This window comes from Pseudoalteromonas amylolytica (assembly GCF_001854605.1).
GTDB classification, from domain to species: Bacteria; Pseudomonadota; Gammaproteobacteria; order Enterobacterales; family Alteromonadaceae; genus Pseudoalteromonas; species Pseudoalteromonas amylolytica.
In genome coordinates this window covers 613,167-636,780 of sequence record NZ_MKJU01000025.1, presented here as the reverse complement: position 1 = coordinate 636,780, position 23,614 = coordinate 613,167, and the positions used below count along the sequence as shown (strand labels likewise).

Sequence of the window (23,614 nt, the reverse complement as noted above, 5' to 3'; positions counted from 1 at the left end):
AGCCCTTAAATTGAATACTTGATGTTAAAAGAGACAAAATCACGGTCTGCGAATGTATTAGTGGCACCGCCACCCCAGAACGTGTTGTAGCCTACGTCAAACGACCACGCATTTTGATAGTTGAAATTCAAAGTCACACCTAACGATTTACGATCCTCGATAAATAGGAACATAGGATCAGGTGTAATACCGTTTACATCGTGCGAGAAAACAACTCTCGGTGAGAAGTTAACACCCGAAAACAGGTTGTTGTACTCTGCTTTAGCGATTAGTCGATAGCCCCACGCCGATGAAGTTGGGAATGGATTGACCTCAGGCCCGTTTGATACAGCTTGGTGCAATAAATCATAATCCTTGCCGGAAATACCTTCTATCGTACCGCTTCGACCCGTACCTGAGACGTTTAAACGAAGCTGATCATAAGTAGGCATCTCTTTGATGGTTACAGCACCCACTTCACCAACAACTGCCCAGCTATCTGCACCTAGTGATGGACCAAATAGGTGAGTTGCAGTAAATTGGCCCTGTAAGGTATCTCTTAAAATATACCCTTGCGCCACTTCACCTGGACCGACATACGCTACTGTATCGCCTTCACTCAGCTGAGATAAACCAGCAAAGTCGTCACGGCGTCCCGCTGCAGCTAGCTGTTCCACCATACCAGCATAAAGCAACTCTACGTCATCGATTTGAAGAGGCTCATCTTTACGAAATGCAAATTCGCCAGAAAATGCCGTTTCGCCTATCGCGGTATTGAAGCTTAAACCATAAAGTTTGATGTCTTCTGGATAAACAATTTGTGCTTGCGTGAAGGCGTTCAGATTGGTGATGTTATCTTCAGTAATTGTATTAGATGCAATATAAGCCAGATCTTGAGCAACACCTGCATTGGTAAAATCTGAGGCCTTACCAGAGATAAGTGGTCTGCGGCTATGATAATTGATGTAATACAATGCGAATTCAGTATCGTTTAGTTCCGGAGAGTAGATACCTAAGCGCAAGCCGTACTGTCCGCCGTCTTCTGGCTCAGTTATACCTGCGTTTCCTTTCCCCTTGAGGGCTACTTTTGTAGGATACGCCAAATACATCTGTGCTAGTAGCTTTTGTGCTGATTGACTAGTCGTCACACCTTCTTGAGTCACATCTAGACCCTGTGCAGTCAATGCGCCTAACCAAGTTGTTTGTAAGGCGTTAAGAGAGTCTGTTAAATGCTGCAAGTCAATATCAGGGTTAGACGTAAAACCTAACTGAACGTTTTGAGAAAATCCGTTCGCAGATGCAAAATCGTTGGTAGAAAAATAGCTTCCCGTCGCAGGCAGCCGTGTTTCATGCCAATCGTACTGGTAAAAACCTTCCAACGTAATATTTTCTGTTATGCCCAATGAGGCCCAAAGCATACCCACAGGGATAAATGCTTCTTTAACTTCTGAACCTGGCGCTTTTAAGCGATCGATATCCACTGGGTTTACGTTGATACCATGACTAATTAAGGTACTTTCACCCCAGTTTACTACCTGCTGACCCAAACGAACTGATAAGGGGTTTTTACCATCATTTAGATCAAAGTCAGCCCATACAAACGCATCTAATAGACGGAAGTCTGAACAAACTTGCTCTTTCGTTTCATCAAAAGCACATGGGTCAACTTTTGAACCTGACACAGGGTTGCTGTACGCAAAATCGCCGTCTTCCATCGCAAAGTCATAGAAATACATGAAGCGCGAGAAGAAACCATAGTTATCTTTACTAATCGCTAAGTCGTGTGTTCCTTTAACAAGTTGCGAAAAGGTCTCGCCTGAATCAAAATTTAAATTACCTGCGTCACCATTATTTGAATAAGCACCAGGGTTAGCCCAAACTTCACTTGAGCTATAGATGGTGTTCCCAGTCAAAGCGTTATAGCCAGACCAATCAAATCGAGGATGATTGCTCTTACCTATGTATTGAAAATCTCTATCTTCTACACGAATACTCTGTCCGTAAGAAAATGTTGAATCAAACGTGATGTCAAAATCACCGACTTGAAAGCTTGCAGCAAGTAAAGGTGCACTGCTCATCGACAAAGCAGCTGCACTAAGACCGAGCATGATTTTGTTTTTCACAAAAAGCGATCTTTTTATCATTATTTCTCCCCCTTCTGGCGGGTATTTTTTAATCAAGTTGTTGTTTTTTGTTGTCGTAACGATAGAAGCGAATTATAAAAATTACAAATGGAACGCGTTCAATCGGTGCTTATTTAGCGTTTAGGGCGCTATTTTACTCTTGGTAAGACGTCCTACCAGATAATTTATAACACGTAATTTAAGTTTATAACAAACCCATTTAACAAAAATACAATATGACAGTGTTAAATTTTCGGATTAAGCAATTTTTTCAAGTGAAACAAAGCCATTTTGGCCATCTAGACATAATCTAAACCGTCCTCTAATACCTAACGATGAAACAAACTTACGAATATGGACCGCAGGAAAGCGGATTGTTTTTCCGCCATCCTCGACTACTTGAAGATATTTATAATGCCCTTTGTAATATTCCATACATTCGTCATATGTCAGATACATTGAAAAAAAATACTCTTGCATTTTTAAGTTTAGCTCAACGCTTTCTCTACTTTTTCATATAAGTCATCACTTAAATCACTCATGGCAGCAAGACGTTGCAATTGAGATTTCATTAGTTGCTGACGTTTCGCATCAAATCGCTTCCATGACATAAATGGCGTTATCATACGTGATGCATTTTGCGGATTAATCGCATTGAGCTCTACTAACAGATCTCCCAATAGTTCGTAGCCCTTACCATCTACCCGGTGAAACTGTTCAGGGTTGTTTCTTGCGAAACTACCAACTAAAGCCCTCACCCTATTAGGGTTTCCTTTGTCAAAACATGGATGTGAGTATAAATCATAAATATGCTTAATCGCATCATCACCTTTTTGAGTCGCTTGCAACGCAAACCACTTGTCCATGACTAACAAATCATGCCGCCAATGCGAGTCAAACTCATTCATTGCAGCGGAAGAAGATGCCAACTGTGCACTAAGTGAAGCCTTCAAAGCTCCCAATACCAATGTCATATTGTCTGACGTTCTTTGCGATTCAAGCCATTCATGTACTTGTTCATCCGCACATTTTGCCAGATAGTACAGACAAGTGTTTTTCAAGGCGCGAGCTGATACAGCTTCGTGATCCAGTTCGCCATTTTCTACACATGCTGTGAATGTATCTTTTAACGTACTACGAAGGCCGCTGGCGATAGCCAGTTCAAATTCAGCGATACTCTCATTTAACGCTTCGACTGGCACTTGCTCAAATGCTGTTGCTAAAGTATCAAAGCTAGGTACTCTGATCAGCTCTGCCAAAAGTGCTAAATCGCCCTTACGCTCACGTAATAGCTTATCGAACGTTTCAATTAATGCGTAAGAAAGCCTGATCGGCTGACCTTGTTCAAATTGTGAAACAGCTTCCCTCATTTGCAATGTAAACGCTTGTTGTGCTGCCTCCCACCTAGCATAATCACTGCTTGCGTGTGCAATAATGTGAATGAGCTCTCCAAGTTGGTAATCATAATTGACAATAACGGGTGCAGAGAAGTCTTCAAGCAATACAGCCACTGGGCATTCGTTGATTTGCTCAAAAGTGATCGTTTGTTCCTCTTCAGTTAAATTAATAACCTTCGAGATGCGCTCACCATTGACAATAAGTGGCAATGCTTGCCCTTCTTTGTCCAACAGCTCAATCGCAAAAGGAATATGCAATGGGCTTTGTATCGGATCATGTTTGGCATTTTGCTGAGTGATAGTACACACATATTGGCTAAGTTCTGCGTCAAATGATGTGACAACTTTCAAGCTAGGCGTGCCAACTTGTTCGTACCACAGTTTAAACTGAGTTAAGTCAATTTTGCTGGCATCCTGCATCGCTGCTACAAAGTCATCGCAAGTAACCGCCTGACCGTCATGGCGCTCAAAATAAAGCTGCATACCTTTTTGGAAATTTTGCTCACCTAACAAGGTATGCATCATGCGGATAACTTCCGCACCTTTGTTATACACCGTAACTGTATAAAAGTTATTCATTTCAATAACTTTATTGGGTCTGATTGGGTGCGCCATGGGACCTGCATCTTCTGCAAATTGGTGCATTCTCATTGCCATTACCGCATCGATTCGGTTCAGACCTCGAGACCCAAGATCGCTGCTGAATTCTTGGTCTCTGAATACGGTTAGCCCCTCTTTTAATGAAAGCTGGAACCAATCTCGACAAGTGACACGATTACCTGTCCAGTTATGAAAGTACTCATGGCCAACGATAGACTCTATGGTGTGATAATCTCTGTCAGTGGCCGTTTGCTGATTTGCAAGCACACAAGCGCTGTTGAATACATTTAACCCCTTATTTTCCATCGCTCCCATATTGAAGAAGTCAACTGCGACTATCATATAGATATCAAGGTCATACTCTAGGTTAAAGCGCTCCTCATCCCACTTCATAGCATTTTTTAGCGATGCCATGGCATGAGGTGCCTTTGATAAGTTACCCTTATCCACAAACAGTACCAGCTCAACTTTACGGCCTGAGCGGGTGATGAACTCATCCTTCAGCTCGTCAAAGTCACCAGCTACAAGTGCAAATAAGTAACTAGGTTTTTTGAATGGGTCATGCCAAGTTGTGTAATGACGTCCCCCTTCCAGTGTGCCCTGCGCAACCTTATTGCCATTGGACAATAGTGATGGCATCGCCCGATCACCAATTACGGTCACTGTATATACGGTCAATACATCCGGACGGTCTAGAAAGTAGGTGATTTTGCGAAACCCTTCGGCCTCACATTGCGTGCAATACGCTCCACCAGACAAATAAAGCCCTTCTAAAGCAGTATTGGTCTGGGGTGAGATTTCAGTCACTATTTCTAACTCAAACTCATTTGGCAAACTACTCAGTGTGAGCGTAGTGCTTGTAGATTGATAGTCATCAAATGCTTTGCCATCAACTTTAAGAGAGACTAGCTTTAGATCAACACCATCTAGTGTAAGGCTGTTGTGTGCTTCTAGCGCGAGATATTTCGCCTTCGCCGTTACCATAGTCTGTGTTGGATGTAGGTCAAAGGTAAGCTCTAATTGTTCGACCTGATGGCTAGGTGCTTTGTAGTCTTTTAGATACTTAGCTTGAGGTTTGGTTTGCATAATATGTCCTCAAAAAAAAGCCCCGAGCTAACGGGGCGGCATGATTAAGCGCTCTGCTCTGTTTGTTCTGGCTTTATGCGTAGTATTTTAATACCAAGGTACGCATAAATGACCGCCAGCAAAGGATTTATTAAATTAAAGAATGCATATATTGCATAGTCAAATGGATTGATCAATAAAACACTTTGCATATATGCACCACAGGTATTCCATGGGATCAGCGGGCTTGTGATAGTGCCGCCATCTTCTAAAGTGCGTGATAAGTTAACTGGTTTCAAACCACGTTTTTCATATTCTTCTTTAAACATACGGCCAGGAACAACAATCGCAATGTACTGATCGGCGGCAATGACGTTTGTGCCGATACACGTTGCAACTGTTGAAGCAATCAATGAACCCGTGCTTTTGGCAACTTTTAAAATACTACGGACAAAAATCTCCAGTAGGCCTGTTTTCTCCATAATGGCACCAAACATTAATGCAGTCATAACCAACCAGGTCGTAGTTAACATGCTAGACATACCACCACCACTGAGTAGGTCGTCCATTTTAGTGTCACCTGTCGAGACAGTAAAGCCTTGATAAAATGTTGCCCAAACGAGCTTGAAGTAGCCAACCAACTCGCCTTGCGATGCATCAATTTGGCTTAGAATAAGATCTCCTTGAAATAGCATCGCCCATACCGCACCAACCACTGCTCCGATTGAAATCGCTGGAAATGCAGGCATTTTTTTAAAAGCCAGCCCAAGTAGTACCAGTAGAGGAACTAACATTACTGGGTTAATATTAAAATTGCCTTGTAAAATATCAACTATCTCTTCAATTCGACCTATATCGCTATTTACATCTGCACTGAAGCCCATAAAAGTAAATATGATCAACGCGATAACAAAGCTAGGTACTGTGGTCCAAAGCATGTGTTGGATATGTTCGAATAGATCACTGCCAGCGACCGCTGGGGCAAGGTTAGTTGTTTCAGAGAGTGGACTTAACTTATCACCAAAATACGCACCAGAAATAACAGCCCCTGCTGTTACGACCTGATCAAGTCCTAGACCCGTTGCAACTCCGAGCAATGCTACACCAATGGTTGCAGCTGTGGTCCAAGAACTACCAATGCTCATTGCTACAATGCCACAGATAAGGCAACTAGCGGCATAAAACCAACTTGGGTTGATGATTTGTAAGCCATAGTAGATAAGCGTTGGTACAGTTCCTGATAACAGCCATGTGCCAATCAAGGCACCTACCATAAGCAAGATCAAAATTGCCCCCAATGAAAGCGTGATCCCTTTGATCATCGCCTCTTCGAGGGTTTTCCATGTATAACCATTTTTCAAGCCGATTAGAGCTGCAGTAAAAGTTGCGAATAGTAACGCTATTTGGTTAGGACCAGATGATGAATTGTCACCATACAGATAAACAGCGGCACCAAGTAAACAGACTAAAACTGAAATGGGTAAAAACGCGTCAAAAAATGAGGGTTGTTTAGGTTGCTTCAAACTGAACTCTCCTATGCATGAGACTCATGCTTATTATTATTTTACGCACAACCTTAGGTCGTGATAATTACTATTAGTTGTTATTCATATATTAACTGGCGTGAATCATAGCAAATTCATCAGCGAAGTCGTAACAAAAAAGGCGCCTAAGCGCCTTTTAACTTCATGTTGGACAATACTTATACATCATTCTTAGCTAAACGGCCAAAGGAAATCAGGTCTTGAGTTATCAATGCTGCTTCCTCTAAATAGGGGTCAAGCTCCGAGATCACCTCTGGTAAGTCATCCAGCTTTTCAACCTGCTCTAAACCTAGCCTTTTCAAGCGTTCATTGTTACGGACCAAAGAACGTTGCTCTGCCTCATCTCTCTCTTTTAAACGTTCAGCCTCGACCAAAGAAATCTTCTTTTCTTCTTTTTGCTCGTTATAGCGAGCTATATCATCATAAACATATTTAAACTCAGGCTCACTTTTTACCCGTGCAACGTGTTTAGACTGAATGTACTCAACTACAGGCTGTAAGTTATCCAATGTATTATATCGTGCCTGCTTGATACTGTCCCAAGGTAAAGCATTGTCCTCTTGGCTTTCTCCCCACTCCTCAGGGTCAATCGCTGAAGGTAACAGAATGTCCGGCACTACGCCTTTATTTTGTGTGCTTCCACCATTTATTCGATAAAACTTAGCAATGGTGTAAGTTACACTGCCTAGCGCATTACTGAACAAATCATAATTTTTAGCTAACCCACGATGTTGCTGAACGGTTCCTTTGCCAAAAGTCTGTTCACCGATTACTACACCTCGTCCATAGTCTTGAATAGCCGCAGCAAAAATCTCTGACGCTGAGGCACTGTATCTATCTACCAATACAGTCATAGGGCCGTCGTAAAATGTAATGCCATCTCGGTCTTTTTGTTCCTCAACTCGGTTGTAAGCCGTGTGTATTTGAACAACTGGCCCCTGATCAATAAATAAACCTGTTAACTGAGTTGCTTCATACAATGAACCACCACCATTTTGGCGTAAATCAATGACAATGCCATCTACGTTTTGCTCTTTTAGTTTGGTGAGCTCTACTTTCACATCTTTAGATAGGTTATTGTAAAAGCTTGGAATTTCAATCACACCAATTTTACTGGTCAAGTCTGAGTATTTAGCCTCAAATATCTCTGATTTAGCTGCTCTATCTTCTAGACGAATCTTGTCACGAACTATTTCAACAACTTTAGGTGTACCATGTGTGTCTGAACCTTTAAGGTATTGCAGTCTGACTTTCGTCCCTTTCGGCCCTTTGATAAGGTCAACCACATCATCAAGACGCCAACCAATCACATCAACGAACTCTTCTTGGTCTTGGGCTACACCCACAATACGGTCATCCGGTTTAATTTTTTCAGATTTATCCGCTGGGCCGCCTGGAACTAAGGAACGAATAACTGTGTAATCTTCATCGTAACCAAGTACCGCACCTATTCCTTCAAGTTCAAGATCCATATCCATCTTGAACTGTTCTGCACGGCGTGGAGAAAGGTAAGATGTGTGAGCTTCAACGCTACGCGCGAAGGAATTCATAACCACTTGAAACACATCTTCGCTGTTGGTTTGTACTAATCGTTTCAAGGTATTGTTGTAACGCTTAGTGAGAATTTCTTTAATTTCTTTCCACTCTTTACCCGTCAGTTTTAAGCGTAGCGCATCAGATTTAACGCGTTGACGCCAATACTCGTCGAGTTCTGCTTTAGACTTAGCGAACTCAATATCTTCCCGGTCATAGAAAAATGCATCGGGTTTATCAAACTTCATTTCGCTATCGAGTAAAGAAATGGCAAACTGAAAGCGTTCAAAGCGACGCTTCATGCTCAGGTTAAACAACTCATAAGCAAAATCTAACTTGCCGCCTTTTATTGCGTCATCGAATTGCTTAGCGTATTTTTTAAACTGTTCAATGTCGCTTTGCAGGAATACTGATCGGTTATAATCTAGCGAATCTATATAACGGTCAAATATCTCTTCCGACAAAGCGTCATCAAAACTAAATCGCTTATAATGCTGTCGAGTAAAATAGTTGGTCACCCTTTTGCTTGCCGTTGTATGCTGAACTTCAGGTGCAAGCACCGGAATATCCTTCTCAGTGACGGTATTTGACGCTGCAAATGTAGCTCCAGATAATAACGCGGCGATAACAGAAATGAGACTCAACTTTTTACTCATACGCACAACTCCTTAAACGATGTATAGGCTATCTGCTTTAGTTTTAACTTGCATGCCTGTTACTAATTCAACATGAACTTCATCTTTGTTCACTTCAGTAATAGTTGCATTAACAAGTGCTTGGCCTAACTTAACTTTTACTTTGTTATTAACCTTGACCTCATTAGCTGGCAATGGTTCAACTTTACCTGAACTACGTTTTGCTTGTTGCGGTGCTGGCTTTTTGTTAACTCTAGCGTTTTTGTCACCCGAGCGAGGATGCGCTGGACCTTTCTTTTTGTAAGATTTTGTTTCACCATCCTGACGAGGACGTTGTGGTTTCTTGCGTTTAGCCATTTTAGCACGGCTTTCTTCAAGCGCTTTTTGAGCATGTTCAATATGCTCCTGCTCTACTTTTTCAGCATCGTTTCCATCAAGGTCGATACGAAATTCGTATTTGGTCACGGCTTCGAGATAACGCCAGTTCGAAGTATATTTACGCAGTGCTTGGCGTACCTGAGTTTTGCTCACTTTGTCTGAGCCCTCGATGCGCTCAGCGATATCTTTAAAGATACCAACCTTAAGTGGCTTTATGCCGTCTTTTTGTTTAAAACACTGAGGGAATTCTGAATATAGAAAATCCAGTACCTCATTAATATCTTTTAGCTTGTTTGTGGTTTCCATTTTTGAACCTATTTATGACATCTGTTCATCTAACGATGATTGGATATAGTGTGTTACCCAGTCTGTTAACTCTTCAAACTCAGCTTCTAATAAAGCCAAATCACCACGAAGATGTTCCCATATACCGTTTATCAAATTATCGATGATTTCACATTCGAGATCATCTGGTATTTGTTGCCAAGCAAAATGAATGAGCTCATTCAATGTCTCAGCAACATGTTCCTCTTCACCTTCCCAGTCTCCCACGTCGGCGTTAGAAAATAAGTAATCTTGTACGTTCAGTAGATCTTTCACGATAGCGTCAACTCAAAGCAACGAACCAAAGCTTGTAATCCATCCCTATCCGCTTCATCAAAACGTGCTAAGCTCGGGCTATCAATATCCAAAACGGCGAACACTTCACCGTTTTTGAATACTGGGATGACAATTTCCGAATTTGACGCCGCATCACATGCAATATGGCCATCGAACGCATGCACATCCTCAACCAGTTGAGTCTCTTTGGCATGGGCTGCGGTGCCACAGACACCTTTACCTACAGGAATGCGGATACACGCTGGATTCCCTTGAAATGGGCCTAAAACCAACTCATCAGGACTATCAACGAGGTAAAATCCAGCCCAGTTAATGTCTTCTAATGAAGTAAACAACAAGGCACTAAGATTAGCCATATTCGCGATAACATTTCTTTCACCGCTGATGAGCGCCTGCGCTTGTTTTACGAGTGACTGGTAAAAATCTTGCTTCTGCATTTAATAAATCACGGTTACAACATACAAAAGTCTAAGGTACTCTTTCGGGCAATTAAATGAAACCTTTTCTGGAGAAAAAGTATTAAATATCCGTAAATATAGTGCTACTTGGCTAAATATAGAGCAAGTGATTATGCAAAACGTCTTAGGCCATACAAAAACAGCCCTGCAGCCATAGTTGCCATGACTGAGTTAATGACAAACCCCGCACCATTCTGGGCCGCAAATAGATAGCTACAAATAGCCCCCCCAAGCATTCCCAATGTTAATATTGCACTATAGTGAACCTTGTTAATTCTGTAGAGTAACAAATAACCAGGCACTACAAACAAAGCCATGGATAGCCCAACGACATGAGCGTTTACAATCGCGCCAGTGAGTAAGCTTAAAAAAATGCTAAATCCTCCTTGGTTTGAAATTGTGAAGTACAAGCCCAGCACACAGCCAGTAAACAGTGGCGATAAAAATGAAAGTGCGACACTTTTAGCGAGTTGTTGTTTCATATTGAAGATAGCCTTAAGTCATACATCACATTTGAGCTTGACGCATATGTACATATATACAAGTGGACTTTGGTCTAATTTAGCGAATAGTAAGCAATAAAAAAGCCGCTGACTAATCAGCGGCTTGCTATTCATAAGAATAGTGGCGGAGAGATAGGGATTTGAACCCTAGATACGCTATTAACGTATGCCGGTTTTCAAGACCGGTGCTTTCAACCACTCAGCCATCTCTCCAAAAGCGGATATATAGCAATATTGCTATATAAAAAAATTTAGTGGCGGAGAGATAGGGATTTGAACCCTAGATACGCTATTAACGTATGCCGGTTTTCAAGACCGGTGCTTTCAACCACTCAGCCATCTCTCCAAAAGCGGATATATAGCAATATTGCTATATAAAAAAATTTAGTGGCGGAGAGATAGGGATTTGAACCCTAGATACGCTATTAACGTATGCCGGTTTTCAAGACCGGTGCTTTCAACCGCTCAGCCATCTCTCCGCAGCGGGGCGAATAATAGGGAATACTGTCGCCAATGTGAAGCTTTTTTTTCATAAAAACGTTTAAGTGCTCAAAAAACCTCACATTTGTTCAAATGTAGAACAACTCTATAGTGCAAACGGAACTTTTCTAGATTTCTACACTCTATTTGATCGACAATGTTTGCCGAACCATATAACTCTTGGTAATCTTAATCCAGTTTATTTATTGGAACATTTGTTCATTAAGGAGTTTAACCATGGCGTTCAATCACTCGTACGATACCGCTAAGCCGGTAATGTCGACCATTGAAACTAACAAGGTACTAAAGAACACATATTTTCTGCTTGCAATGACACTAGCATTTAGTGCAGTTACGGCAGGGATATCAATGACAATGGCGTTACCGCGCTTCACAGGGCTTGTTTGTTCTCTAATTGGTCTTGGCTTAATTTTCGTTATTCATAAGAAAGCTAATTCATCATCTGCAATTGGTTTAGTGTTTTTGTTCACCGGTATCATGGGCTTTGGCTTAGGGCCACTACTTAACCACTACGCTGCTATGCCAAACGGTGGAATGTTAATTACACAAGCGTTAGGCTCAACCGCGTTGATCTTCTTTGGCTTATCAGCATACGCTTTAACAACGAAAAAAGACTTTTCATTTATGGGCGGCTTTTTGACGGTTGGTTTAATCGTGGTTGTGATTTCAAGCTTAGTTAACTTGTTTATCGGTAGCAGTGTAGCTTTCATGGCATTAAACGCAGCAATCGTACTATTGATGTCAGGTTTCATTCTTTACGATACAAGCCGTATCGTAAATGGTGGTGAAACCAACTATGTACTTGCTACGGTTGGCTTATACCTAAATATCTACAACCTATTCACTTCACTGCTTGCTCTTTTAGGTGCAAGTGATGACTAACCAGTTAGTTCTGGTAAACTAAGCCCCTATTATGGGGCTTTTTTTATGGGCGTATTTTGAGCAAATTTGTATTATCCCTACATACTAGTGTTGCAGATCAGCATTGTTTGCAAAATCTTTCTCGCTTTGCACACGCCGCTTTGCAAAGTGGCCATCAGATTGACTGTATTTTTTTATATCAAGACGCCGTCAGTCACGCATCTGAACACTTGCAGCTTGCAAGCGATGAACTCGATGTCAAAAGTGTTTGGCAAACATTAGCTGAGCTTGGTATTCCACTAATGCTGTGTGTAACCGCTGCCGAAAAGCGAGCCATTGATATCAATAATACGGGTCTATTTAAAGTCGCAGGTTTGGCAGAGTTTGCCATGCTCAGCGCGAAGGCTGATAAGTGGGTGCAGTTTAAATGAAAAATGTACTCATAATTAGTCATAAAAGTCCTTTTGATGGCCTTTATATCCGTGATGCACTAGATACCACACTGATCTATGCCGCCATTGATCAAAATGTTTCGTGGCTACTCCTCGACAGTGCCCTACTTGCAATAAAAAGCACACAGTCAGCCGCTCATTTAGGGTTAAAAGACTTTTTCAAAACCATAAAAACCTTGGAAATATATGACGTTGAACAGGTGTATGTATGTGAGCTTGCAATGCAAAAGTACCAGCTTGATCAGCAGCAATTGAGCATTCCTGTCACGGTATTGAGTAAGTCACAGCAGCAAGCGTTACTGCAACAACAAGATATGGTCGTCAATTTATGAACATTAATACTGTACACATGCTTTCTAAGCCTTACTCATATTACAGTACAATACAATTAGATAAGCTGATTGCTAGTAATGATGCACTGTTACTCATTGGTGACGCCTGTTATGATCACGCTTCATACATGGGTTTATCAGATAAGTGCTACATGCTGGAAAGCTGTGCGACCGCTCGCGCGATAAGCGTCGATACTGGCATTAACTTAATCAGCGATATTGAGTGGGTAGCGCTTGTCGACAACGCGAAAAAATCAATTACTTGGTAATATATGCTGGAATTTAATAATCAAATCATCGAAACCGATAAGCAAGGCTATTTACTCGACCATACACAATGGTGCACGGAGCTGGCCCCTATCATCGCCGAACAAGAAGGGATCACACTAACGAATGCGCATTGGGAAGTGGTAAACTTTGTTCGAGACTTTTATGAGGAATATAATACCAGCCCTGCAATTCGCATGCTGGTCAAAGCAATGGCTAAAGCACTGGGCGAAGATAAAGGCAATAGCATGTATTTATACAAACTGTTTCCTAAAGGCCCAGCCAAGCAGGCCACCAAAATTGCTGGGTTGCCTAAGCCTGCGAGGTGTATTTAAACAATTGAGCTTCTATACAGCCACTATTTAAAAAGTGGCTGTATATTTATACAAGTCCGAAGTTCACTATTCAGCCGCAACACAACCTTTAGCTGGCTCATTGCTGCATATAACTCGCGTTACGGCCACGTTTCCACCTCTATAGATAGTGTCTCCAATGGTTACTTTCACTCCAGATGCGATCATGTGCTGTAAAATTCTTTGTAGTGCATCATCTGGGCCGCTAGCTCTATACCCTGAATAACTACCTTCTGATAATGTTATACCAGCATCGCGCCCCGTATATGAAACTGGCTCAAATGTTACCGACACTTTTCCATCAGAGCTAATGACTAAGCCTTTAAAAGTAAACTTATAGATAGTCCCGTCACTTGGAAACTTCACAATAATATCCATATTAACAGGTAGAGCCTTACCCACTGTTTCTTTACCAATAAGAACAATTGCGGATGTTACTGATCCCGCAATTGTGTTTGAAAAGTACTCGCTCAAAGCTTCTTTCACGGCATTTTTTTCATAGGGAGACTTTGCTACGGTATGAGCGCTTTTTATGTCTGAATAAGAACCCAAATATGGGCGAAGGTGGTCATAGTTCACTTGACCATTGCCTAAATCCAAAAAAATATTTCTTGCTTCTTTCGCGTGTTCCCATCCAGTCTTAACTGAGTTTTGAACTGCTGTTGGCCAATACATTAACAGACCTTCTTCACGCACCATTTCATACGCTTTAATCTTATTACCAGTAAAATCCAGTACGTGTACTATTCCGCCATTGGGCGCGTACTGTATGGCTTTATTTTGAATTTGCTGGTCTGAGCATGAATTACATACCGCGATTTTATTTGCAGCAGCACTTAATGAACTGAACAATAAGCTTGACGTTGAGAGTAATACGACTATCCCTCACAAAATGAACTTTCTCATAACATTTCCCTATATATAAAACGAAATGTTAATTAATATGCTTTAAAAACATTGCAATTATGTTTTTTTATAAATACTTAATCAAGTTAAAATTAAGCGGTTGTTTTACCTTTACGTACACGAACTCGCCTTGAGCTACAAAAAATAGCAGTACTGTATGTCCTTCTTGAGCTGTATTTTCAATTTAATTAACCTTACGATATCTTGGTAGGTTAAGTAATCGTCATGTAGTTTTTGGGATTATCAATAAACCATGTTTGGTGGTATCGCTAAAAAAGTAACATAAATCACTACCAAACATGCCACATCTAAAAACAAAAAACCCAGCACAGAGCTGGGTTCTAACATTAAACATTAGCTGTTTAGTGTACGATTACAATACGTCTAATAACTCAACATCAAATACAAGTGTTGAGAAAGGCGCGATTGCAGCACCTGCACCACGCTCACCGTATGCTAGCTCATGTGGAACGTATAGACGCCACTTTGAACCTGCAGGCATAAGCTGCAACGCTTCTGTCCAACCTTTAATAACACCGTTTACAGGGAATTCAGCTGGTTGACCACGATCATAAGAGCTGTCAAATACAGTCCCATTGATAAGTGTGCCGTGATAATGAACACGTACCTTTGAATCAGCAGCTGGCTTTGCGCCTTCACCTGTTGCGATAACTTCATACTGAAGACCTGACTCAGTAACCGTGATTTCAGCACGTTTTGCGTTTTCTTCTAAAAATGCAATGCCTTCAGCAGCGAGTACTTTCGCTTCTTCTTCACGACGAGCTTGGATTTCAGCATTGATTTTTTCAAATGCAGCTTGGATCTCTGGGATCTCAACACGGAACGCGTCTCCAGCGTATGCGTCTTTCATTCCCTCAAATACCGAATGCAAGTTAAGGCCTTCGAATGGATTCGCTTTTAGTTGCTCACCCATTTGTAAGCCAATACCATAGCTTGCTTTTTCAGCATCTGTATTAAATAAATCTGACATAAGTTAATTCACTTTTGTTTCTATTAAAAGACGGGGCGCAGTGTAACATAGCCAAGGATGAGTTTAAACGCGATCAAGTCGCATTATCCACATGTCGCTTTTTTACTTGCTGAATAACAAAAGTTGCAAACGGTAAACTCAACGTAAGCCCTATCGCCAACTCAACACTATAATCCACAAGACGATCCGTAAAATAAAACCCAAAGCCCACAACCCCAGTCAGGCTAATAACAATCGCACCTAACATTGGCCATAGCGTTTCATATTTTGTCACCAAGTGAGCGGCCAACAAATTAAATAAAAAGGTAAAGGCAAGAGTTTTTAGTAAGGTTGGATCTTGTTGACCGTCAATAGCCAAACGCAATGCCATCTCTAAACCACTTAGGTAAAAGAAGCCAAATACAATCCACAAACTAGCGTGTTTAACTACTACTGCTGCTGACATAAATGCCCTCCAAACGAAAAAAACCGCCGTTAAGGCGGTTTTGGGAATGAGGTGGCGGAGAGATAGGGATTTGAACCCTAGATACGCTATTAACGTATGCCGGTTTTCAAGACCGGTGCTTTCAACCACTCAGCCATCTCTCCGTTGTTGGCGCGCATATTAGTGGTTTTCGTAGCGACTGTAAAGGGGGAAAGATAATTTTTTGCTTATTTCAATAATATTGTTTAGGTCGTTTTGCTAACCAAGCACAAACTACGCACAAAATAACCAAAAAAACCAACACCAATACAGCTTTAAATGCCGATACCGCGAGTTCATTTAGAGGTAAAAAAATATCGGCCAATGATGGAACGCATGAAATTGCAGCCACCAAGAGTAAAACTTTGAATGCTCGAAAAAACTCAAACCGCTTGCTATAACTCATCCAAACAGTAATAAAAACACTTAATAGACTAGGCACAACAAAGGCTAAGTGTTGCTGCTTGGTCGATACAAGCACGTAGCCACTTAGCACACAGCCTACAACCCCCCATATGCACCAAACCCACCAGCTTTCGCGTTCTTTTAAAAATAAATTGCCCATGACCGCCATCTATTATTGTTGTTTGAGACACAATTAGCCTAACAAACTTTAGTATAAGAGCACAACCATACAAAAACTGAACATTTGCGCGCATAAACAACAAAAAAGCCTCAACATATGTTGAGGCTTTTTTTAGGTTTTGACCTATCCTAAATAACGTTAGGCGGTCTTTGCTCTTTGTGCTTGCTTTTGTGCCTGTTTGGCCTCTTTGCGCTGACGTAATACTTCTTGAGCTTCGTGACCTATGTGACCTTCGCCACGGGCTTGAGCCAGCTGCATTTGTTTTTGACGCTCAGCAAAACGAGCGCGTTGCTCATCCGTCAGTGATTCATGGCAGTGGTGACATGAAACACCTTCCATGTATTCTTCACGTTGCATTTCTTCTTCGGTGATAGGCATGCGACAAGCGTGACATTGCTCATATGAGCCTTTTTGTAAGTCGTGATCTACCGCAACACGATTGTCAAACACAAAGCATTCCCCTTCCCATAATGACTCTTCTTTTGGTACGTCTTCTAGGTACTTTAGGATTCCGCCTTCAAGGTGATATACTTCCTCAAAGCCCTGCTCTTTCATATATGCGGTTGATTTTTCACAGCGGATGCCGCCGGTACAGAACATCGCTACTTTTTTATGTTTGCTTGGGTCTAAGTTTTCCTTTGCCCATTGTGGGAATTCACGGAACGTTTTAGTGTTTGGGTCAATCGCGTGTTTAAATGTACCGATTTCGATTTCGTAATCATTACGCGTATCAACTACCACCACTTCAGGATCAGAGATCAGCTCATTCCACTGTTGAGGCTTAACATAACTACCAACAACCTTCAGAGGGTCAATACCTTGCACACCCATAGTAACAATTTCTTTTTTAAGCTTTACTTTGGTGCGATAGAAAGGGCATGTCTCATCGTATGACTCTTTATACACGATGTTGTCTAAACCCGGCTGCTTATCAAGCCATGCCAATAAAGTATCAATGCTTTCTCGTTTACCAGCAACGGTACCGTTAATACCTTCTGCAGCCAGTAGCAAAGTACCTCGTACTTCATTTTGCTCCATAACATTAAGCAATGGTTGACGAATTTGTTCAAAGTTAGGTAGTGACACGAACTTATACATGGCACAAACCACAAATGGTTTAGACATAGAATTTTCCTAATTTTCAGCTTTTACTTCGCTTCAAGCATTAAGCACAACGCATGAAACACACAAACCGGACCGTAAATCCGGCGCTAGAGCGCGTATTCTACGGATTTTTGTATTAATTGCAAAAACCCTTTACACAAACAACTTTATTGCTATCGGAGCTGTACATAGCTTTGCTATAATGTGCGGCTAATCATTAGTTAAGTTTTGGAGAAAAACGCTTTGCACTTTACCGAATTAGGCATTGAGGCCCGTCTGGAAAAACAACTTGCTCATCAGGGGATCACACAACCGACGACGATCCAAAGTCAAGCGGTACCCACAGCAATTGCTGGGCACGATGTATTTGCACAATCTAAAACGGGTTCAGGTAAAACTCTGGCTTTTTTATTGCCAGCCGTGCATCGCGTGATGAAACAAAAAGCACTGAGTAAACGCGACCCACGTGTTTTGATTATTGCCCCCACGCGAGAGCTGGCAACGCAAGTATTCAGCCAGTGTCGCTTATTGATTGCAGGCACAAGTATCAGCGTGGTCAAAGTACTCGGTGGTGAAAACTTCAATGATCAAATCAAAGCGCTACGAAAAGACCCACAAATCGTTATTGGCACACCTGGGCGTATAGCAGACCATTTGGAACAGCGTTCATTGCAACTAGGTGGCTTAGAGTTGCTAATTTTTGACGAAGCAGACCGCATGTTAGACTTAGGATTTGCAGATCAACTCAATAAAATAAACGATGAAGCGAATCACCGTTTACGTCAAACGCTATTGTTCTCAGCAACACTTGATCATGCGCAGGTCGAAGTAACATCGCGTAATTTGCTGCGCGCACCGAAAAAAATCATCCTAAGTGATGCACATCAACAACATGGTGACATCAAACAAACACTCTATTTTGCCGATCATTTAGATCACAAGGATGCTTTGTTGCAACATTTTGTGGCGCAGCCAGATGTTGGACAATGTATCATTTTCACCGCGACACGTTCAGATACGGTGCGCATTAGTGAACAGCTAAATGCGCAAGGTATTAAAGCCACAGCCTTGGCCGGGGATTTGGCGCAGAATAAACGATTAGACATCATGGACGCTTTCAGCCGTGGCCTGTTTAAAGTACTGGTAACGACCGATGTAGCCTCTCGCGGTCTTGACCTATTGAGCGTCACTCATGTTATTAATTTTGACTTGCCCAAGCTGGCTGAAGAATACGTGCACCGCATAGGCCGTACTGGTCGAGCTGGCTTTAAAGGCACTGCAATCTCTCTAGTGGGCCCGAAAGACTGGAACAGCTTTATTGCCATAAAGAATTATTTAAGCGATGAGCTTGAATTCGACAGCATTACAGGTCTTGAAGCGAAGTTTAAGGGCTTTAAACCTAAGAAGCCTAAAGTGACAAAAACCGTTGCTAAAAAGCCTGCTGCGAAAAGAGCACCTAAAAAAATCACCAAAGCTAAGCCCAAAATTAAAAAAGCCATCCCTGCACCATTTGATGTTGATGGCAACGCACCGCTGCGCCGTAAGCCAAGGCCAACTGAGGAATAATCATGTTAGGAAGTATTAATTCATTAATGATCAGCGAAGTGTGTGCTGAAGGTGCTTATCTCGATGGCAAAGAGTTAGGTGAGGTGTTCTTACCCGCACAAGAGTTAGAAGAACATTTGGAAGCAGGAGACAGCGTTCAAGTATTTATCTTCCAAGACGCACAAGGCCACCCCACTGCTACAACCAAAACACCAATAGCACAAGTGGGTCAATTCGCGCTACTTCGAGTCAAAGCTTTGTCTACAGTCGGTGCTTTTATGGACATAGGTATTGATAAGGACGTATTGGCACCATTTAACGAACAAAAGCCTAAAATGCGTGAGGGCCACAGCTACTTAGTCAGATTGTATTTGGACAATGCCAGCAAGCGTTTGTGTGCTTCGAGCAATTTAAATAAGTTTTTAAATAAAACGGAGCCAAATTACAGTAAGTTTGAGAAAGTTGACTTAATTGTCGCCGCTAAAACCGACCTCGGCTATAAGGTTATTATCAATGAGCAACACTTTGGTGTGGTGTTTTTTAATACCGTATTCAAACGCATGTTTATGGGCCAAAAACTTAAAGGCTACATCAAATCTGTGCGTGAAGACGGTAAAATTGATGTTGTTTTAGAAAAGCCTGGCATGGGTAAAGTAGTTGATTTAGGAGCGCAAATCTTACAGGCCCTAAACGATAATGGTGGATATTTGCCGTTAGGTGATAAATCAGACCCCGAGCAAATCAAAAAAACGTTTGCAACCAGTAAGGCTAATTATAAAAAAGCCATTGGTGGGTTGTTTAAGCAAGGTAAAATTAATATCGAAGCCAAGTCCATTTCATTGAAAAAGTAACAACACTGGGGAGCTAAACACTCCCCAGAAAAACCTTAAACAATTGTATAAAAAAGTTTTTTAATTTAATTCTTGTTCATCTCCAAATGACTATTGTCATTTCTTGTTTATTTGCATAGGATAAAAGGAAAAGGATTATTTTATGCAAAAAACCTCCCTACTACTGTGCCTTTCTTTTGTGTGTGCTTCTTCTCAAGCAGCAACTTTGTATCATCAAAGCAGTGAGTGTACGCACGATGCTAACCAAAAACCTGTCAACGTATATTCACTTTATACAGACATATCGGGTAAACCAGCAAAAACAATCGAGGAAGAAGCTAAGCTGCGTATGCTAGGAAAAATCCAAGCTAAAATGGCAGAAACTGGCAGTGATTATGTGATTAAGCATGTTTCTTTTCGATACGATGAAGATCAGTTTGTAAACTCCTATGTATCGATTCTCCCTGTTAAATCATGTGAGAATGGCATTGTAATCAATGAGAAGTATGCACACCGTTTGCATAGCAGGATTATCAATTTTGAAAGTAACCTGGCACTTGATACGACCACAACTCTTAAGTTTAGAAGCCAGCCACATGCCGTTAGCCCCCTTTCTATCAAAAACACTAACGTGACTCACAACATGCCTTTTGGTATTGCACTCGGTAGTCATTTTGACTCTGCTCAAAAAAACGTTGGTCGCTTTAGTGCATTATGGCCGGTAAATGACACCATCAAGATAGCTTTTCTTGGTAGAGATAACGCATTCATTTTTCAAAATGACAAATTAACTGGGTATCAATACAGCCGCTCTCTATTACCAATCGATTTACGCAACCGAGTTGAACTTATCTCTGAGCAACCCAGCTTTCATTTTGTTCATAACGATCAGAGTCAAACAGTACAAAAGTTTATTGATAGGCAACAGCAAGCTTCACTTGAAAAGTATTTCAATGAGGTTCAAAGCGTCAATATCAAAGTAAGTGATGATCTCATTCGCTCTCAACTTGAAGGACTAACGATTGGTGACAAACTTGAAAAGTCTGTGGTGGTGAATCAAATGCCATGCTTTACAGGGCAAACCAACATCGATGAATTTGTAAGCAAACACCACTCATCTTTATTAAAGCTAATAGGTTTCAATAATAAGGTATCGTATATTACCGGTTGTTCACAAAGTATTGAGCTACACCACTCAGGCAAAGTGAGTTCAATAGAACTATTTGAACCAATCAGCCAAACCAATGGAGCTTTGTATAACCTCAATAGCTTGTTGGCAACCATACAAAATTGGTCTTATTCAGACATTCACTACGGCGACAACCAAAGTGTGTTAAAACAGTTTAAAACTACCACTAAGGGTAATGGTGTCATTGAGGTAGACTCGCAAAACTGGTTTGGTATTTTCAACGTTTATGACCAAACCGTCGCCAGCGCAACTTTATACCCAAAGGCCATACGATAAATCGGGAAGGGACCTCAGTCCCTTCACCTTTCTCTATCAACCTACCTCACAGCCAACTTCTTGTTTTATTTTAAAAGTTATACCTCATTTGTAGGCGAACATTTCTGGGAGCTTGTAGATATTTAACCGGTGAAGTGCCACGAGCATTGCTATGGTAATAGTCTCTATCAAACAGGTTTTCAATATATAGTCCTATCGAATACCGCTGACTTTGCCTGAACACATGTAAATTTACGGTAGTCCAACTAGGTATTTGTTCCACCACTGTACCACCGCCTAAAAGTGCGTTTGCTTGCGTATTCACTTTTGACCAATGGTCGATAAAGCCCGCCACTCGCCAAGTCTTACTTAATCGATAAACCAACCCAACTTTTAATTTATGCGTAGGGATATCTAGAACCTCTGTTGTTTCACCCACTCTTGTCTTGTCAGGCTGTACAAATCGATAACTCACCTGACCTTGCCAATGGTTTGCCTGAAACTTTAGCTGATTTTCAAAGCCTGTTATTGCATGCTCTCCTGTCACCCTTGTTTGCCAAACCCCAAGTTCAGGGTCGAGTATCTTTTCATAAAAGTTTTCTGCTTTCATATGGTAAACAGCCGCAATGTTGGCAAATGTTATATCATTCCAGCTGAAGCTCTTGCTCCAGTTTAACTCACTCATCTTCATGGTTTGAGAGTCCAGTTCATCATCGACCACTAAGTCAAACTCAAAAATTGTTGGTGGCCTGAACGCTTCTCCATACGTGAATTTAAATGCCTCAGAAGAATCAGGCTGATATACAATACTTGCCCTAGGTAAATAGGCTGAGTTGGTAAAGTCTTGTTGGTTATGCCTAAGCCCTGCACTAATTTTTAAACTTTTACTCTGCCAATTAAAGGTTTTCGAATACTGTGCAAATAATGCATGCTTCTCGGATTTTTCTTTATCTTGTGCCCACTCAGGTGGCGTAAACAAAATGGTTTTCTCATCTGTTTTACGATATTTTATTTTTCGTCCTATGTGTGTTCGCCAACCATCGTACCCCACAATCCAGTCCGTTTGCTCATCAATCTGATACTGCCATTGCGTGTTAACCCGCACTCTGTCAGATGGTCCAATATCTTCCCTTTCGTTGTACTGAAATAAGTCTTCATAGGATTGCGCGTCATCAGGGACTTGCGTTGTAAGTCTATCCTTTTCTTTATACTCACGAAAATAGCTCACTTCAAAAAAACCACTGAGTCTTGGGTTTAGTTCGATGCGTTTGCCAAGGTAATAATTCTCATAGCCACGCCTAGAATCATCTCCGGTGACATAATCATAAGTGACCGCTTCAATGCCACTAACATTTTCCGAACGGCTAACATTCGCACCGACATAAAAATCTTGATAGTTCATCCGGCCATCAAGCGTATAGTTTCGTTCATCATTCCTGAAATTATCAGGATTAAGATCACGCAGAGCATCTTTGCTGCTGCGACTAAACTCGGTAGGATTCATCACGAAGGCTCTCAACTGTTCATAGTCCTGAGCGCTTTCAAAGTAACTCGCACTTAACGCCACTGATAGCTGATCATATTGATGATTCAGGAGTAAATGAGCATGCTTAGTATCAGCCTCTGCGGCGATTAGGCTCAGCTCATTTTCGTCTTGTCCCAACCGTGTTATGACATTGATCACTCCCTGAGTTGCATTGCCCCCATAAAGCGTAGAGTTTGGCCCCTGCAATACCTCCACTCGTTCAATCCTGCTCGCGGGAAAGTTGTTCATAATAAACGCTTCATTGGCTAGTAAATTTTGCACTTCTCTACCATCAATTAGCATTAAAGTGCCTGACATATTACCCGTAAATCCTCGCTGCCCTCCAGGTAGCCAACTCCATTGGTAGAAATAATCCATGTTTGGAATACTCGCCAATATTTCTTTTAAATCACGCCAGCCATAGTTCTCAATTTCATTTTTCCCGATAACATACACAGTTCCTGAAGAAGACAACCAGGGTTCACTTTTTCTAGCCGCAACCGTTACCTCTAATTGCAACAACTCTTCCACTGGGAGTGAAAATAAACCTTGCTGTTCATTTTTTTCACTAGCAATGACGGGGCAATGTATGAAGCAAAATATTAACGTAACTGCACA

22 protein-coding genes and 4 tRNA genes are annotated in these 23,614 nt (G+C 41.5%); 8 read left to right on the top strand and 18 right to left on the bottom strand.

Annotated elements, in window-relative coordinates; translation table 11 throughout:
- Nucleotides 1-5 precede the first annotated feature (5 nt).
- The 12 genes from BET10_RS09435 to BET10_RS09385 all read right to left on the bottom strand — a co-directional run bounded on the left by BET10_RS09435 (nt 6) and on the right by BET10_RS09385 (nt 11,315).
- Complete coding sequence (locus BET10_RS09435; protein WP_070985264.1) at nt 6-2,123, bottom strand: DUF1302 domain-containing protein; 2,118 nt, start codon at nt 2,121-2,123, stop codon at nt 6-8.
- Between the two features lie 237 nt (nt 2,124-2,360).
- The gene (locus BET10_RS21140) at nt 2,361-2,582 is read right to left on the bottom strand and encodes a DUF2835 domain-containing protein (protein ID WP_083330491.1); all 222 of its coding nucleotides are present in this window, start codon (nt 2,580-2,582) and stop codon (nt 2,361-2,363) included.
- Nucleotides 2,583-2,590: 8 nt separating this feature from the next.
- A complete protein-coding gene (gene pepN, locus BET10_RS09430; protein ID WP_070985261.1) occupies nt 2,591-5,185 on the bottom strand; it encodes an aminopeptidase N in 2,595 nt (864 codons plus the stop codon).
- A 44-nt stretch (nt 5,186-5,229) separates the two neighbouring features.
- The gene (gene nhaC / locus BET10_RS09425; protein ID WP_070985259.1) at nt 5,230-6,687 is read right to left on the bottom strand and encodes a Na+/H+ antiporter NhaC; all 1,458 of its coding nucleotides are present in this window, start codon (nt 6,685-6,687) and stop codon (nt 5,230-5,232) included.
- Nucleotides 6,688-6,866: 179 nt separating this feature from the next.
- The gene (gene prc, locus BET10_RS09420) at nt 6,867-8,897 is read right to left on the bottom strand and encodes a carboxy terminal-processing peptidase (RefSeq protein ID WP_070985257.1); all 2,031 of its coding nucleotides are present in this window, start codon (nt 8,895-8,897) and stop codon (nt 6,867-6,869) included.
- Nucleotides 8,898-8,909: 12 nt separating this feature from the next.
- A complete protein-coding gene (proQ, locus tag BET10_RS09415) occupies nt 8,910-9,560 on the bottom strand; it encodes an RNA chaperone ProQ (protein WP_070985255.1) in 651 nt (216 codons plus the stop codon).
- A gap of 12 nt (nt 9,561-9,572) precedes the next feature.
- The gene (locus BET10_RS09410) at nt 9,573-9,854 is read right to left on the bottom strand and encodes a hypothetical protein (RefSeq protein ID WP_070985253.1); all 282 of its coding nucleotides are present in this window, start codon (nt 9,852-9,854) and stop codon (nt 9,573-9,575) included.
- Nucleotides 9,851-10,312: a GAF domain-containing protein gene (locus BET10_RS09405; protein WP_070985251.1), complete on the bottom strand. Its 462-nt coding sequence runs from the start codon at nt 10,310-10,312 to the stop codon at nt 9,851-9,853. Before BET10_RS09405 ends, BET10_RS09410 begins: the two co-directional genes overlap by 4 nt.
- 131 nt (nt 10,313-10,443) lie before the next feature.
- Nucleotides 10,444-10,815 carry a hypothetical protein gene (locus tag BET10_RS09400; RefSeq protein ID WP_070985249.1) on the bottom strand — a complete coding sequence of 124 codons (372 nt, stop codon included), beginning with the start codon at nt 10,813-10,815 and terminating at the stop codon, nt 10,444-10,446.
- Nucleotides 10,816-10,958: 143 nt separating this feature from the next.
- Nucleotides 10,959-11,049, bottom strand: a tRNA-Ser gene (locus BET10_RS09395).
- Nucleotides 11,050-11,091: 42 nt separating this feature from the next.
- Nucleotides 11,092-11,182 (bottom strand) — tRNA-Ser (locus tag BET10_RS09390).
- Nucleotides 11,183-11,224: 42 nt separating this feature from the next.
- Nucleotides 11,225-11,315 (bottom strand) — tRNA-Ser (locus tag BET10_RS09385).
- Nucleotides 11,316-11,553: 238 nt separating this feature from the next.
- On the opposite strand from BET10_RS09385, the gene BET10_RS09380 reads away from it, so the two are divergent.
- Genes BET10_RS09380 through BET10_RS09360 form a run of 5 tightly spaced genes read left to right on the top strand, consistent with a single transcriptional unit; the run spans nt 11,554 to nt 13,584 of the window.
- Entirely contained in the window at nt 11,554-12,219 is a 666-nt protein-coding gene (locus tag BET10_RS09380) for a Bax inhibitor-1/YccA family protein (RefSeq protein ID WP_070985247.1), read from the top strand.
- Nucleotides 12,220-12,275: 56 nt separating this feature from the next.
- Nucleotides 12,276-12,629 (top strand): sulfurtransferase complex subunit TusD, encoded by a 354-nt coding sequence (tusD, locus tag BET10_RS09375; RefSeq protein ID WP_070985245.1) that lies wholly within the window; start codon nt 12,276-12,278, stop codon nt 12,627-12,629.
- Nucleotides 12,626-12,982, top strand: coding sequence for a DsrE family protein (locus tag BET10_RS09370; RefSeq protein WP_070985244.1), 357 nt, complete (start codon nt 12,626-12,628; stop codon nt 12,980-12,982). Before tusD ends, BET10_RS09370 begins: the two co-directional genes overlap by 4 nt.
- Complete coding sequence (locus BET10_RS09365) at nt 12,979-13,251, top strand: hypothetical protein (protein ID WP_083330490.1); 273 nt, start codon at nt 12,979-12,981, stop codon at nt 13,249-13,251. The genes BET10_RS09370 and BET10_RS09365 overlap by 4 nt, the downstream gene beginning before the upstream one ends.
- A gap of 3 nt (nt 13,252-13,254) precedes the next feature.
- Complete coding sequence (locus BET10_RS09360) at nt 13,255-13,584, top strand: TusE/DsrC/DsvC family sulfur relay protein (protein WP_070985243.1); 330 nt, start codon at nt 13,255-13,257, stop codon at nt 13,582-13,584.
- Nucleotides 13,585-13,650: 66 nt separating this feature from the next.
- Here the strand turns inward: BET10_RS09360 and BET10_RS09355 are convergent, their stop codons facing one another.
- From BET10_RS09355 to trhO, 5 genes are all read right to left on the bottom strand, one after another.
- Entirely contained in the window at nt 13,651-14,301 is a 651-nt protein-coding gene (locus BET10_RS09355; RefSeq protein ID WP_139158549.1) for a hypothetical protein, read from the bottom strand.
- A gap of 580 nt (nt 14,302-14,881) precedes the next feature.
- Entirely contained in the window at nt 14,882-15,499 is a 618-nt protein-coding gene (locus BET10_RS09350; protein ID WP_070985241.1) for a BamJ family beta-barrel-assembly machinery protein, read from the bottom strand.
- 73 nt (nt 15,500-15,572) lie between these two features.
- Nucleotides 15,573-15,944, bottom strand: coding sequence for a hypothetical protein (locus BET10_RS09345; RefSeq protein ID WP_070985240.1), 372 nt, complete (start codon nt 15,942-15,944; stop codon nt 15,573-15,575).
- Between the two features lie 52 nt (nt 15,945-15,996).
- A tRNA-Ser gene (locus tag BET10_RS09340) sits at nt 15,997-16,087 on the bottom strand.
- A 599-nt stretch (nt 16,088-16,686) separates the two neighbouring features.
- Nucleotides 16,687-17,673: an oxygen-dependent tRNA uridine(34) hydroxylase TrhO gene (trhO, locus tag BET10_RS09330; RefSeq protein WP_070985239.1), complete on the bottom strand. Its 987-nt coding sequence runs from the start codon at nt 17,671-17,673 to the stop codon at nt 16,687-16,689.
- Nucleotides 17,674-17,895: 222 nt separating this feature from the next.
- Here trhO and BET10_RS09325 point away from each other — a divergent pair, with 222 nt between their 5' ends.
- The 3 genes from BET10_RS09325 to BET10_RS09315 all read left to right on the top strand — a co-directional run bounded on the left by BET10_RS09325 (nt 17,896) and on the right by BET10_RS09315 (nt 21,492).
- Nucleotides 17,896-19,218 (top strand): DEAD/DEAH box helicase, encoded by a 1,323-nt coding sequence (locus tag BET10_RS09325; RefSeq protein ID WP_070985238.1) that lies wholly within the window; start codon nt 17,896-17,898, stop codon nt 19,216-19,218.
- Between the two features lie 2 nt (nt 19,219-19,220).
- Nucleotides 19,221-20,048 carry a CvfB family protein gene (locus BET10_RS09320; RefSeq protein ID WP_070985237.1) on the top strand — a complete coding sequence of 276 codons (828 nt, stop codon included), beginning with the start codon at nt 19,221-19,223 and terminating at the stop codon, nt 20,046-20,048.
- Nucleotides 20,049-20,190: 142 nt separating this feature from the next.
- Nucleotides 20,191-21,492, top strand: coding sequence for a hypothetical protein (locus BET10_RS09315; protein WP_070985236.1), 1,302 nt, complete (start codon nt 20,191-20,193; stop codon nt 21,490-21,492).
- 70 nt (nt 21,493-21,562) lie between these two features.
- Here BET10_RS09315 and BET10_RS09310 read toward each other — a convergent pair whose 3' ends face one another.
- A complete protein-coding gene (locus BET10_RS09310) occupies nt 21,563-23,515 on the bottom strand; it encodes a TonB-dependent receptor plug domain-containing protein (RefSeq protein ID WP_170829126.1) in 1,953 nt (650 codons plus the stop codon).
- Nucleotides 23,516-23,614: the final 99 nt, after the last annotated feature.